The sequence below is a fragment of the Sphingopyxis sp. genome (assembly GCF_016463645.1).
Taxonomy (GTDB): Bacteria; Pseudomonadota; Alphaproteobacteria; order Sphingomonadales; family Sphingomonadaceae; genus Sphingopyxis.
In genome coordinates this window covers 1-11441 of the sequence record NZ_JAEMQX010000117.1, presented here as the reverse complement: position 1 = coordinate 11441, position 11441 = coordinate 1, and the positions used below count along the sequence as shown (strand labels likewise).

Here is an 11441-nt window from a genome sequence, read left to right as displayed (position 1 = left end):
GCTGGTCGCGCGCGATCTGGCCCGCCGACACGCCGCGCACCGACACCTGGCTCTGCCCGGGACCGAGATTCTGGACCGTGAGGCCCGCGACGTTGCGCGAGAGATCCTCGATCGTGCCGGCATTGGCGCGCTCGATCGCCGCTTCGGTCTGGGCGTTGATGGAAAAGGGAACGTCCTGAAGGCTGGCGTCGCGCTTCGTTGCGGTGACGATGATTGCGTTGCCGTCGTAACTTTCGTCGGCGGGCGCCTCCTGCGCCCGCGCGGGGGCGGCGGTGGCGAGCGCGAGCAGCGACAAGCCGCCCAGCATGTGGGAACGTGCAGACATCCTTTTTCTCCTCCTGAAAGCCGGCTCTTTGACCGGTCTGGCAGAGGAGTGCGCACCCGCTGCGAAAGTTGCACGAAACGGCCCGCGTCGAAAATATCGCGGCGGCTGTTGCATTGCGGCCACAGTAAAAAAAGGCCGGGACGTCAGTCCCGGCCGAGTGGTTCGCAGGAGGAACCTGGTGAGGACCCCGCCGCCGCCGTTTGAAAGGAGAGAGAGCGTGCGGCGACGGGTATCCTGTCTCGTCAGTAGTTATAGGCGCGTTCCCCATGTTCGCCGAGGTCGAGGCCTTCGCGTTCGACCTCTTCGGAGACGCGCAGGCCGGTGAGCAGCTTGGCGGCATAGATGGCGATCACCGTGCCGGCCGCTGCCCAGGCGATGGCGACGAGGACCGCAACGATCTGTGTCGCGACCTGCGGGCCCATCGCAAAGTCTTCGCCACCGGGGCCGCCGAGGCCGGGCGCATAGACGATACCGGTGCCGATCGCGCCGACAATCCCGCCGATGCCGTGAATGCCGAAAGCGTCGAGCGAGTCGTCATAGCCGAGCTTCGGCTTGAGCACCGTCACCGCGTAGAAGGCGATCAGCGAAGCGACCGCGCCGAGGACGATGGCGCCGAACGGTCCCGAATTGCCTGCCGCCGGGGTGACCGCGACGAGGCCGGCGATGATGCCCGAGCAGAAGCCGAGCGCCGATGGCTTGTGGCCCGCAAGCTTTTCCGCAAGCATCCAGAACAGGCCCGCCGAGGCGGTAGCGACGAAGGTGTTGATCATCGCGAGCGCGGCCGAGCCATTGGCCTCGAGCGCCGATCCGGCGTTGAAGCCGAACCAGCCTACCCAGAGCATGCCGGTGCCGACCATCGTGAGGGTCAGCGAGTGCGGCGCCATGATTTCCTTCTGATAACCGATGCGCTTTCCGAGGATCAGCGCGGCGACGAGCGCCGAGACACCCGCGTTGATGTGTACGACGGTACCGCCTGCGAAGTCGAGCGCGGCGGGCAGAGCGCTGCCGAACATGCCGCCTTCGAACAGGAAGCCGCCTGCCGCCCACACCATGTGCGCGATCGGGAAATAGACGATCGTCAGCCAGATCGCGCCGAACACCATCACCGCCGAGAATTTTATGCGCTCAACGACCGATCCGAGAACCAGCGCGAGGGTGATCGCGGCAAAGGTCATCTGGAAGCTGATGAACACATATTCGGGCAGCTTGAAGCCGTCGCTGAACGTGTCGGCGAGGCTGTCGGGGGTCACGCCCGCGAGGAAGAACTTGCCCCACGCGATGAAGGCATTGCCTTCGGGCCCGAAGGCGAGGCCGTAGCCGTAAACGACCCAGATGATCATCGCGAGGCACGCGGCGGCGCCGATCTGCGTCATCGTCGACAGCATGTTCTTCGTGCGGGTAAGGCCGCCGTAGAAGAGCGCGAGACCCGGCAGGATCATCAGCAGGACGAGTACGGTCGAGGTCATCATCCACGCCGTGTCGCCCTTGTCGACAACCGGCGCGGGTGCGGCGGCGGCTTCCTGCGCCCATGCGGGCAGCGCGGCGAACAGCGCGAGGCCCGCGGCCCCGGCGCCCGCCGCAATCTTGTTTGCGAACTTCATTGCTTCCCCCTTTATCATTACAGAGCCGCCTCGCCGGTTTCGCCCGTGCGGATGCGCACGGCCTGACCGACGTCGAGGACGAAAATCTTGCCGTCGCCGATCGAACCGGTGCCGGCGCTTTGCTGGAGTGTTTCGACGACCCTTGCGGCGAGCGCGTCGTCGCAGACGAGTTCGATCTTCACCTTCGGCACCATGTTGGTCGCATATTCGGCGCCGCGGTAGATTTCGGTCTGCCCCTTTTGCCGGCCGAAGCCCTTCACTTCCGTCACGGTCATGCCGGCGATGCCGAGACCGGTGAGCGCCTCGCGCACCTCGTCGAGCTTGAATGGTTTGATGATGGCCAGGATCAGCTTCATGACGCCCCCTTTTGCTAATGGCACCATGTTGCACTGCAACGGGCGTGCCAGATTGCGCCGGCGGGGCGAAAGTTAACATTTTGTGACGGTTCGGGAGTCGCCGACGCACCGGATCGTGCGTTCGGTGGGCAGGCGAGGCACGGTGTTGCCTAAATTTTGGGCAACAGACCTCGCCTTGCCTTTGCGCGCCCGCTTTCTAGTCGGCCGCCCTGAAGCGCGCCCAGATCGGCAGATGGTCCGACGCGCGCGAAGCGAGCGCGCTGCGGTGGACGCCCGCGTCGACCGCTTCGAGGTCGGGCGAGGCGAAGATGCGGTCGAGCTTCGCGACGGGGCGGCGGCTGTGGAAGCTGTGGCCGGTATCGACGAGCCGGTGGTGCACGCCGAAATCGGAAAGGCAGCCGCCCGTCGCGCGCCATTCGTTGCAGTCGCCCATCAGGATCGTCGGCAATTCCTCGCCCTCGGCGACATGGTGCAGGATTGCGCGCGCCTGCTGGCGGCGGCGCAGCCCCGAAATGTCGAGGTGCATGCCGACGGCGCGGAGCCGCGTGTCGCCGATACGAAGCGTCGCCGCGACGGCGCCCCGGGGTTCGAGCGTCGGCAGGTGGAGCGCGTGGCTTTCCTCGACCTCGATCCCCTTGCGCACGAGCAGCGCGTTGCCGTGCCAGCCGATCGCATAGGGGCGGCCGCTCAAAAGGTCGACGGGGACATAGTCGCTATGCTCTTCGAACATGCGCGGCGGGATCGCGCTCGCGCGCGTGCCGAAGCGGCGGTCGGCCTCCTGCAGTGCGACGATGTCGGCGTCGAGCTCGCCGAGCACCGACAGCACGCGGCCGGGGTCGCGGCGGCGGTCGAGCCCGATGCCCTTGCGCATATTGTAACTGGCGACCTTGATCATGTGATTTTCAAGCGCTCAGGCCGCGTTTCCGTTCCCGCCGCCCTCGAACTCGGCCATCAACGCTTGCGCTTCATCGATATCCTCGTCGAGCACCATCACGCGCACCGGGATGAGGAGTCCGACGCTTTCGGCGATGTTCATGCCCGCATCGAAGCAGACCGCATGGACGCCGGCGCTTTCGAGCCGGCCGCGCAGCAATTCGGCTTCGGCGCCGTTGGGAAGGCGGACGAGTTCGACGAGCGGCATCAGGCATCGCCCGCGATGAAGCGGTCGGTCGGGCGCGTCGGCAGGCCATCGATGCTTTTCGTGCGGCCCCTGAATTTTTCGACCCACAGGTCGCGGTCGGCCTGGCGGTGATATTTCCGCAGCGTGTCGCGTTCATGCTGCAATTCCATCATCGGAACGCCCCAGCCGCAGCTCGTCTGCACGCTTTCGACGTCGATCACGAAAATCTGGCGCGTGCCCGGGATGAGGGTGAAGTTGGCGGCGAGCGCCTCCCATTCGGCGTCCTGCGGCAGCACCGGACGCCCCCGGCCGTAGATGCGCAGGATCAGGGCGGTGCGATCGAAGGCGCAGAACATGATCGTGATCCGCCCGTCGGCGGCGAGATGCGCGTGGGTTTCGTTCCCCGACCCGCCGAGATCGAGGTAGGCGACCCGGCTTTCGGAAAGGATGCGGAAGCTGTCGGCATAGCCCTTCGGCGACAGGTTGATGCGTGCATCGGCGGCGGCGGTCGCGGTGAAATAGACCGGCTGCCTTTCGATGAAGGCGATATGCTTGTCGGTCAGCGTATCGGTGAATTCGGCCATGGCTGCTCTCCGTCTCGCGCCCGCCCTATCACCAATTCCTGCCCTCTTCTATCGCGGCTTCCTCGTCGGCGCGCGTCGCGCGGCCGAGGGCTTCGTTGCGGTGCGGGAAGCGGCCGAAGCGGTCGACGACGTCGAAATGCTTCCGCGCATAATCCTGGAACATCGGATCGTCGAACGCCGCGAACAGGCGGAGCGATTCGCGCTGATCGCCGATATTCTCGCTGTGCTGGAAGGGCAGGCAGGCGAACTGGCGCCGCTCGTCGGGCCAGCTCTCGTGCCAGCCGCGCGCGACGATGCCGCGCGCGATCGCGCGGGCGAGGCTGTCGGTCGCGAAGGCGTCGGCGTGACCGCGGTGGATGTTGCGCGGGACCTGATCGAAAAGGATCGTCGCCGCGAGCGCGGTATCTGGATCGGTGAGGAAGGTTTCGGCGGGTTGCGAGCGGAGCGCTTCGTGCCACTCGCCCGCGAGATCGCGCACGGCTTCGTCGAAGTCGGGCCCGCCGCCGTACCAGTCGTCCATGCCATGGTCGTCGAACCAGAAGGCGAGGAGTTGCCGGGCCCAGTCGGCGGGGGGAGGGGAGATCATGTCTTCAGCCAAGATAGCGGTTCCCTTTGCGAGATCCCGGCGAAGGCGGGGATCTCGCCATCGCGTCAAGCCGCAACGGCGAAATCCCGGCCTTCGCCGGGATGACGATATATAGGATTCGGAACTGGCTGCTCAATCCGCCTTGGCGCGGCGATAGGGAACGAATTCGCCGAGCGACACGAAGCCGCTGTACATATGGCTCGTGCGGTCGCGCAGTTCGAGGGTGTCGATGCTGCAAAGCTGGCTTCCCGACGTCTTGAGGACGAGAATATCGTCGTCGTCGAGCGATTCGGCACCGCCCTTGGGCCGGTTGACCCAATAGGTGCTGCCGATCTTGTACACGATCGCCGTCTTGTCGATGATCTGCGAGCTTCGCGAGGTCGATAGCGGGATGCATTTCTGCGGTTCGCCCGCGACACGGCCTTCGAGCAGCTTGGCCAGCCGGGCTTCGGGCTCGAGCTTTTCGCGCGCGATCGCGGCGGGTGCTGCCGCCACGGCGGCGGCGGCAAGGAGCGTCGGTATCAGGTGACGCATGGTTCGACTCCTGTCTTCATCATACCCTACCCGCGACCTTCCTACGCCACCGCGCGTTAACGGGGGCTGACTCACCGTCGCTTCAGCACGCCCCGTCGGGGAGCGGGATACCGAGCGGACCCTTGCACTTCTTCTTTTTCGCGGGCTCGGCCGGGGTGCTGCCGCCGGTCGACCCTCCCGCCATGCCGCCGAAATCGGCGCCGATCAGCAGCATCGTGTGCGAGCGGAAACGGACCTTCGCGGTCCAGTCGATATTCCACACCGCATTGCCCGCGGGCTTGGGCGGGTAAGAGAAATTGGCCTCGGGCCCGAAAGCGTTCAGATTGCCCATCAGCATCTCCCCCGAGGCCTTCTTGACCTCGGCGGGGATCTGGCAGCTCGTCTGGCTGGGCGGCATCACGATCTTCTTCGCGATCAGGTTCGCGACGACCGACGGGGGCAGCCAGTCCCACAGGCCGCCGCCGAATTCCTTCGAGGCGCTGCTCGTCCACCAGACGATATCGCCCATGTCGTTCTTGCCGCTGCCATTGCCCATGCCGCCGATCGTCCAGGCGACATAGCCCGTCGCACCGGGCACCGGGTTCCAGCGCACCATCACCGACTGGTCGCCCTGGATCGCGGTCGAGGCGCTGAGCCCCTGCATATAATCCTGTGCGAGCGTGAAATTGATGTCGGCGCCGATATTGCTCGCGACGCGGTGCGCGCCGAGCAGCGACGAGCCCGATCCGGGTTGCCGGCCGCCCTTCTTGTTGGGCCAGTCGATATAGGAGCGGCTGTTCGCCTTGCTGACTTCGCGGATTACGGGCACCGCGCTCGAAAAGAGGTTCGGCGGCATCTGGCCTGCCGCGACCTTCGCGAAGTCGATCGCCACCGGCTGGCCGGGCCCCGCCTTCGCGCCGCAGCCCCAATAGAGCAATAGCCGGCCCTTCGGGCGCTCGAACGGTGTCGTTCCGGTCTCTTCCTTGCCCTCTTCCCAATAGAGCGGGACCGACTTGCCCATTTTTGCCTGCGGCTGAAAGAAATGGTCGCCCTTCGGCGGCGGTGCGGTGGCCGCGTCGTTCGAGCCGAGGCGAAGGAGAAGCTGGTGCGCGACCTTGCTCGACGGATCGCCGCCGAACATCATCCCCATCGCGCCGCCGAGGCCGCCTTTGCCGCCGCCCGCCATCGCGGCGAAGCCGGACATCGTCGCGACGTCCATTTCATAGCGTTCCCTGGGGCCGGTGGTCTTTTGCGCCGAACCGGGAACGGCGGCGAGTGTCGCGGCGACGGCCGCCACGGAAACGAAACGCAGACTCGAACGCATGCTATCCTCCCTGTTGCAGGGGATCCCCCCACGGATGATGCGACCCGATTCTTCTTCTGTTTGTGATTTCTATATGCGCGCGAGGGGCTGACGCCAAGTGAGGGCGATCACAGGGCCAGACCATCATCGTCACCCCGACCTGATCCGGAGGCCGGAGCAACGGGCGGAGTCACGGATGCCGGATCAAGTCCGGCATGACGAAGGAGGGGGACAGCCTTACGCCGTGCCGCCCACCGTCAGCCCGCTGACCAGCAGGGTCGGCTGGCCGACGCCGGCGGGGACGCTCTGTCCCGCCTTGCCGCAGATGCCGATGCCTTCGTCGATCGCCATGTCGTTGCCGATGCCGGTGACCTTGGTGAGCACGCTCGGGCCGTCGCCGATCAAGGTTGCGCCCTTGATCGAATCGCCCAGCTTGCCATTCTCGATCTTGTACGCCTCGGTGCAGGAAAAGACGAACTTGCCGGATACGATATCGACCTGGCCGCCGCCGAAGCTTTTGGCGAAAATGCCGTTCCTGACGCGCGACAGAAGCTCGGCGGGATCGTCGTTGCCACCCTTCATGAAGGTGTTGGTCATCCGCGGCATCGGCGCGTGCGCGAAACTCTCGCGCCGCCCGTTGCCGGTGGGCTCGACGCCCATCAGCCGCGCGTTGAGGCGGTCCTGCATATAGCCCTTCAGAATGCCGTCCTCGATCAGGATCGTTTCGCCCGTGGGGGTGCCCTCGTCGTCGATCGAGAGCGAGCCGCGGCGGCCGCCACCGACCGGGCTTTCCATCGCGCCGTCGTCGACCACCGTGACGCCCGGCGCCGCGACGCGTTCGCCGATGCGGCCCGAGAAGGCGCTTGTGCCCTTGCGGTTGAAATCGCCCTCGAGCCCGTGGCCCACCGCCTCGTGCAGCAGTACACCGGGCCAGCCGGGGCCGAGCAGAACGGTGAACTCGCCCGCGGGGGCGTCGACCGCGCGCAAATTGACGAGCGCCTGGTTCAGCGCCTCGTCGATCGCGCGGTTCCACTGCGCGTCCTCGAACAGATGATCGTACATGTAACGGCCGCCGAGGCCGAAATAGCCGCTTTCGCGGCGCCCGTTCTCCTCGACGACGATCGAGACGTTGAGGCGGACGAGCGGGCGGATGTCGGTCGCGAGGAAACCGTCGGCGCGGACGATCTCGACCACCGACCAGCTGCCCGCAAGCGCGACCGACACCTGTACGACGCGCGGATCGCGCGCCCGCGCGGCGGCGTCGACCTTTTGGCAGAGCTCGACCTTCTTCGCGAAGGGGATGAGGTCGAGCGGGTTCGCTTCGTCATAGAGATGGCGGTTGGTGCGCGGCGGCGGGCCGGCGGGGGCCTGCTTTGCGGGGTCGAGCAAGGCAAGCGTCTCGGCGGCGCGGCGGATCGCGCCGGCGCTGACGTCGCTTGCGTGCGCGAAGCCCGTCATCTCGCCAGACACGGCGCGGAGGCCGAAGCCCGCGTCGGTCGAATAGTCGGCGGTCTTGAGGCGGCCGTCGTCGAAGCCGAAGCTCTCGGTCGCGCGATACTGCAGGTAAAGCTCGCCGTCGTCGGCCTTGGCGAGCGCTTCGCGCGCGAGCTTCTGCGCGAGATCGGGGTCGAGCGCATCGGCGCGGTAGAGGAAACGGCGGGGGTCGGTCGGGCTTGTCATTGAGCCGATATAGGCACGCGCGTTCCCCGACGCCAGCGGTCAGAGATAATTGACGGTGAGCGTGAAGGTGCCGCTATAGTCGCCCGCGGGCTGGTTCGCGGGGACGGTGAGCGTGCCGCCGATATAATAGGTCTGCACCCCGCTCGGCAGCAGCGTGCCGCCGAGCAGCGCGATGCCGCCGCCGCTCGTGCTCGCGGCGCGGACAAGGCTCGCGGTCATCGTCGGCGCGCCGCCACCGGCGCGGGTGAGGGTGACCGAGGTGCTGCCCGAAACGGTGATCAGCAGGATACCGCCGGTACCCTGGAATACCGCGCGCCGGGCCGCGGTGCCCACCGGGGTCACGCCGCCGCTGGTCGTGCGCGCATCGGTGACGGGGTTGATCGTGGCGGTGCCGCCCGTGGTGCCGCTGATAAGCGTTCCGAAATCGAGATCGTCGGTCTTGATCAGCGTGTTCGGGCGAACGACCGCGGCATTGGCGATGCCGTTCATGTCGGCCGCCTGCGCGGCGGGAGCGCACAGCGCCGCGATCGCCGCCGCCACGGCGACGGTCAGGGTGCGAGCAGCTCCCCGACAGTGTCTGGTCCCTCGAATCCCCACAGATTCTGCTCCTGTCTGGCACATCTTGTGCCGGACGGACTTCAATTATCGATGCATGGGGTTGGTAAAGGCGGCGTTTACCTGCTGCCCTCGTTCAGCCCTTGTCGGCGATCCCGCCGATGAGAATGAACCGCCGGTCGCAATAGCCGCAGTCGGCGAATCCCTCGTCGGTGTCGATTTCGAGCCAAACGCGCGGGTGGCCGAGCGCCGCATTGGCGAGGCCGTCGCCGGTGCCGTCGCAGGCGATGCGGGTCTTGGGCGTGCGGATCGTTTCGGGTGCGGGCTGGGTCATCGACCGCGCCCATAGCAAGGCCGCGAAGGCTCGGCAATCGGGTCTGCGCACGAAGGAGGGGCCGTGACGGCACCGGCGCGAGCGCCCGCCCGGGCGCACGTGGTCCCCCGGTGCCGTCTTCCCCCCACAGGAAGCCCTAGAGATAGTTCAATGTGATCGTGAACGTGCCGCTGTAATCGCCCGGAGCCTGGTTCGCGCCGACTTCAAGCGTGCCGCCGACCGGGAAGTTGTAGTTGCCGAGCGTCGAGGTGATGCGAAAGCGCGTCGGCGCGGTCGACAGGACCGCGGTCGGCGTGCTGCCGATCTGGAAATCGCGCACGCGCATGCGTACCCCCGGACCGGTGATCCAGATCATGTTCGATCCGAGCGAAATATTGACCTGGCGGTTGAAGCTGCCGAGCCCCGCGAAACGCGCGGGCTCGCCGCCATTGCCGGCGAGCGTGACGCCTCCGGTACGGCGGCGCGACCCGTCGGGTTCGATCGTCACCGTCCCCGCGCTCGCCGACGGGATGATGTCGCCGAAATCGAGATCGTTGACCTTGAAGAAGGAAAGCGGGCGAAGCACGATCGCTTCGGCCTGGGCCTGCGTACTGCCTTGCGCCGTTGCCGGCAAAGCGGCGACGGATGCGATCAGGAGCGCAAAGGCGGCTGGGCCGCGCTGCATCGGCAGCGGGCAGGAGATGTGGCTGGTCCTCACCAGCCCGGTTCTAGCGGCGAGTTTCCAATTTAGCGTTAATGCCGCTCTCACGAAAAATTAGCGGGCTTTCGCATGCCTTGGTGCGCGGCTATGGAGGCGCCATGAGTGAAGCCGCCATCCGCATCGACGCCGTCTCCAAACTCTATGCCGGTGGCAAGCAGGCGCTCGACAATGTCAGTTTCGATGTGCCGCGAGGGACGATCTTCGGGCTGCTCGGGCCGAACGGCGCGGGCAAGTCGACATTGATCAATATCCTCGCCGGGCTGGTTAACAAGACCGGCGGATCGGCGAGCATCTGGGGCTTCGATATCGACGCCGACCCCCGGAACGCCAAATATTCGATCGGCATCGTGCCGCAGGAGATCGTCTTCGATCCTTTCTTCACGCCGTATGAGACGCTCGAGAATCAGGCTGGGCTCTACGGCGTGCCGAAGGACAAACGGATTTCGGACGAGCTGCTCGCCGCCGTGCATCTCGGCGACAAGCGCGACGCCTATGCGCGCACCCTGTCGGGCGGCATGAAACGCCGGCTGCTCGTGGCGAAGGCGATGGTGCATTCGCCGCCGATCATCGTGCTCGACGAGCCGACCGCGGGGGTCGATATCGAACTGCGCCAGCAGCTTTGGGAATATGTGCAGTCCCTGAACGATCGCGGCGTCACCGTGGTGCTGACGACACATTATCTGGAAGAAGCCGAGGAGCTTTGCGACCGGATCGCGATCATCAACCATGGCAAGCTGATCGCGAACAAGCCGACGCGCGAACTGGTCGACATGGCGCGCGAGAAGATCGTCGTCGTGACGCTCGACGCCGACGTCACGGTATTGCCGACGCACCCGGCGTTCGAGAAGGTCGAGCGCGAGGGCGAGCGCGGGCTGGCGATCAGCTATAACAAGGACCGGATGAACGCCGGCGAGGTGCTCGCGGCGGTGAATGCGATGGGCCACGGCATCGTAGACGTGTCGACCCGCGAGGCCGATCTGGAAGATGTGTTCCTGAATTTGACGCGCGCGGCGAATGGCTGAGCCGGTCGCCCACGACGTCATCATCGTCGGCTCGGGCGCGGCCGGGCTGACCGCCGCTATCGCGCTCGCCGATCATTGCCGCGTGCTCGTGCTTGCGAAGGGCGAACTTACCGGCGGATCGACAGCGTGGGCGCAGGGCGGGATCGCCGCGGTGCTCGATGCGGGCGACACCTTCGAGAATCATATCGAGGATACAATGGTCGCGGGCGCCGGGCTCAACCGGCGCGAGACGGTGGAGTTCGTCGTCGAGAATGCGCCGCACGCGATCGAGCGGCTCGTCGAGATGGGCGTGCCCTTCAACAAGGAGGCGCAAGCGCTGCACCTGACGCGCGAGGGCGGCCATTCGCACCGCCGCATCGTCCACGTCGACGATGCGACCGGCTGGGCGGTTCAGGCGGCGCTCCTGAAGACCGCCGAGGCGCACCCGAACATCACTTTGTTGCCCGGGCAGGCGTGCATCGACCTGATCACCGGGCGGCACGAGGAGCGCTATTCGGGATCGGGACGCGTCTGGGGCGTCTATGCGCTCGACGAGAAGAGCGGCAAGGTGCGCGCGCATGTCGGTCGCGCGACGATCCTTGCGAGCGGCGGCGCGGGGCGCGTCTACCAGTTCTCGACGGCGCCGAGGGGCGCGACCGGCGACGGCATCGCGATGGCGTGGCGCGCCGGCTGCCGCGTCTCGAACATGGAGATGATGCAGTTCCACCCGACATGCCTCTACAATCTCGACGTCAAGAATTTCCTGATCACCGAGGCGGTGCG

Annotated in this window: 15 protein-coding genes; 2 read left to right on the top strand and 13 right to left on the bottom strand. The window is 66.3% G+C overall.

Going from position 1 to position 11441, the window contains the following annotated elements:
- The 13 genes from JHC57_RS18020 to JHC57_RS17960 form a co-directional block, all read right to left on the bottom strand.
- On the bottom strand, positions 1–325 hold a 325-nt coding region (locus JHC57_RS18020), incomplete at its 3' end, for a TonB-dependent receptor plug domain-containing protein (protein ID WP_294031755.1).
- A 242-nt stretch (positions 326–567) separates the two neighbouring features.
- The gene (locus tag JHC57_RS18015) at positions 568–1926 is read right to left on the bottom strand and encodes an ammonium transporter (RefSeq protein ID WP_294031753.1); all 1359 of its coding nucleotides are present in this window, start codon (positions 1924–1926) and stop codon (positions 568–570) included.
- Positions 1927–1943: 17 nt separating this feature from the next.
- Positions 1944–2282, bottom strand: a complete 339-nt coding sequence (locus JHC57_RS18010) for a P-II family nitrogen regulator (protein ID WP_033074080.1) — start codon at positions 2280–2282, stop codon at positions 1944–1946.
- Positions 2283–2478: 196 nt separating this feature from the next.
- Positions 2479–3177, bottom strand: coding sequence for an endonuclease/exonuclease/phosphatase family protein (locus JHC57_RS18005; protein ID WP_294031750.1), 699 nt, complete (start codon positions 3175–3177; stop codon positions 2479–2481).
- 15 nt (positions 3178–3192) lie between these two features.
- The gene (locus JHC57_RS18000) at positions 3193–3423 is read right to left on the bottom strand and encodes a DUF2007 domain-containing protein (RefSeq protein ID WP_294031749.1); all 231 of its coding nucleotides are present in this window, start codon (positions 3421–3423) and stop codon (positions 3193–3195) included.
- Entirely contained in the window at positions 3423–3986 is a 564-nt protein-coding gene (locus JHC57_RS17995; RefSeq protein ID WP_294031747.1) for a pyridoxamine 5'-phosphate oxidase family protein, read from the bottom strand. Before JHC57_RS17995 ends, JHC57_RS18000 begins: the two co-directional genes overlap by 1 nt.
- A gap of 28 nt (positions 3987–4014) precedes the next feature.
- Complete coding sequence (locus tag JHC57_RS17990; RefSeq protein WP_294031746.1) at positions 4015–4584, bottom strand: DUF924 family protein; 570 nt, start codon at positions 4582–4584, stop codon at positions 4015–4017.
- Between the two features lie 120 nt (positions 4585–4704).
- Positions 4705–5106, bottom strand: coding sequence for a hypothetical protein (locus tag JHC57_RS17985; RefSeq protein WP_294031744.1), 402 nt, complete (start codon positions 5104–5106; stop codon positions 4705–4707).
- An 82-nt stretch (positions 5107–5188) separates the two neighbouring features.
- Positions 5189–6409, bottom strand: a complete 1221-nt coding sequence (locus JHC57_RS17980) for a hypothetical protein (protein ID WP_294031742.1) — start codon at positions 6407–6409, stop codon at positions 5189–5191.
- A gap of 216 nt (positions 6410–6625) precedes the next feature.
- Positions 6626–8068 (bottom strand): metalloprotease TldD, encoded by a 1443-nt coding sequence (gene tldD, locus JHC57_RS17975; protein ID WP_294031740.1) that lies wholly within the window; start codon positions 8066–8068, stop codon positions 6626–6628.
- 39 nt (positions 8069–8107) lie between these two features.
- Positions 8108–8608, bottom strand: a complete 501-nt coding sequence (locus JHC57_RS17970; protein WP_294031739.1) for a DUF4402 domain-containing protein — start codon at positions 8606–8608, stop codon at positions 8108–8110.
- 151 nt (positions 8609–8759) lie between these two features.
- Positions 8760–8957 (bottom strand): zinc-finger domain-containing protein, encoded by a 198-nt coding sequence (locus JHC57_RS17965; RefSeq protein ID WP_062185790.1) that lies wholly within the window; start codon positions 8955–8957, stop codon positions 8760–8762.
- A gap of 136 nt (positions 8958–9093) precedes the next feature.
- Positions 9094–9654: a DUF4402 domain-containing protein gene (locus JHC57_RS17960; protein WP_294031737.1), complete on the bottom strand. Its 561-nt coding sequence runs from the start codon at positions 9652–9654 to the stop codon at positions 9094–9096.
- 101 nt (positions 9655–9755) lie between these two features.
- On the opposite strand from JHC57_RS17960, the gene JHC57_RS17955 reads away from it, so the two are divergent.
- Together JHC57_RS17955 and JHC57_RS17950 are read left to right on the top strand one after the other, a co-directional pair.
- Entirely contained in the window at positions 9756–10679 is a 924-nt protein-coding gene (locus tag JHC57_RS17955) for an ABC transporter ATP-binding protein (protein WP_294031735.1), read from the top strand.
- Positions 10672–11441 (top strand): FAD-binding protein (locus JHC57_RS17950; protein WP_294031733.1); only part of this gene is annotated, 770 nt, incomplete at its 3' end. The genes JHC57_RS17955 and JHC57_RS17950, both read left to right, overlap by 8 nt.

Bases quoted from the DNA above. Each gene is read 5' to 3' on its own strand.
- JHC57_RS17980 (WP_294031742.1), bottom strand. From the start codon at position 6,409: ATGCGTTCGAGTCTGCGTTTCGTTTCCGTGGCGGCCGTCGCCGCGACA.
- JHC57_RS17965 (WP_062185790.1), bottom strand. From the start codon at position 8,957: ATGACCCAGCCCGCACCCGAAACGATCCGCACGCCCAAGACCCGCATC.
- JHC57_RS18000 (WP_294031749.1), bottom strand. From the start codon at position 3,423: ATGCCGCTCGTCGAACTCGTCCGCCTTCCCAACGGCGCCGAAGCCGAA.
- JHC57_RS18010 (WP_033074080.1), bottom strand. From the start codon at position 2,282: ATGAAGCTGATCCTGGCCATCATCAAACCATTCAAGCTCGACGAGGTG.
- tldD (WP_294031740.1), bottom strand. From the start codon at position 8,068: ATGACAAGCCCGACCGACCCCCGCCGTTTCCTCTACCGCGCCGATGCG.
- JHC57_RS17985 (WP_294031744.1), bottom strand. From the start codon at position 5,106: ATGCGTCACCTGATACCGACGCTCCTTGCCGCCGCCGCCGTGGCGGCA.
- JHC57_RS18015 (WP_294031753.1), bottom strand. From the start codon at position 1,926: ATGAAGTTCGCAAACAAGATTGCGGCGGGCGCCGGGGCCGCGGGCCTC.
- JHC57_RS17995 (WP_294031747.1), bottom strand. From the start codon at position 3,986: ATGGCCGAATTCACCGATACGCTGACCGACAAGCATATCGCCTTCATC.
- JHC57_RS17955 (WP_294031735.1), top strand. From the start codon at position 9,756: ATGAGTGAAGCCGCCATCCGCATCGACGCCGTCTCCAAACTCTATGCC.
- JHC57_RS18005 (WP_294031750.1), bottom strand. From the start codon at position 3,177: ATGATCAAGGTCGCCAGTTACAATATGCGCAAGGGCATCGGGCTCGAC.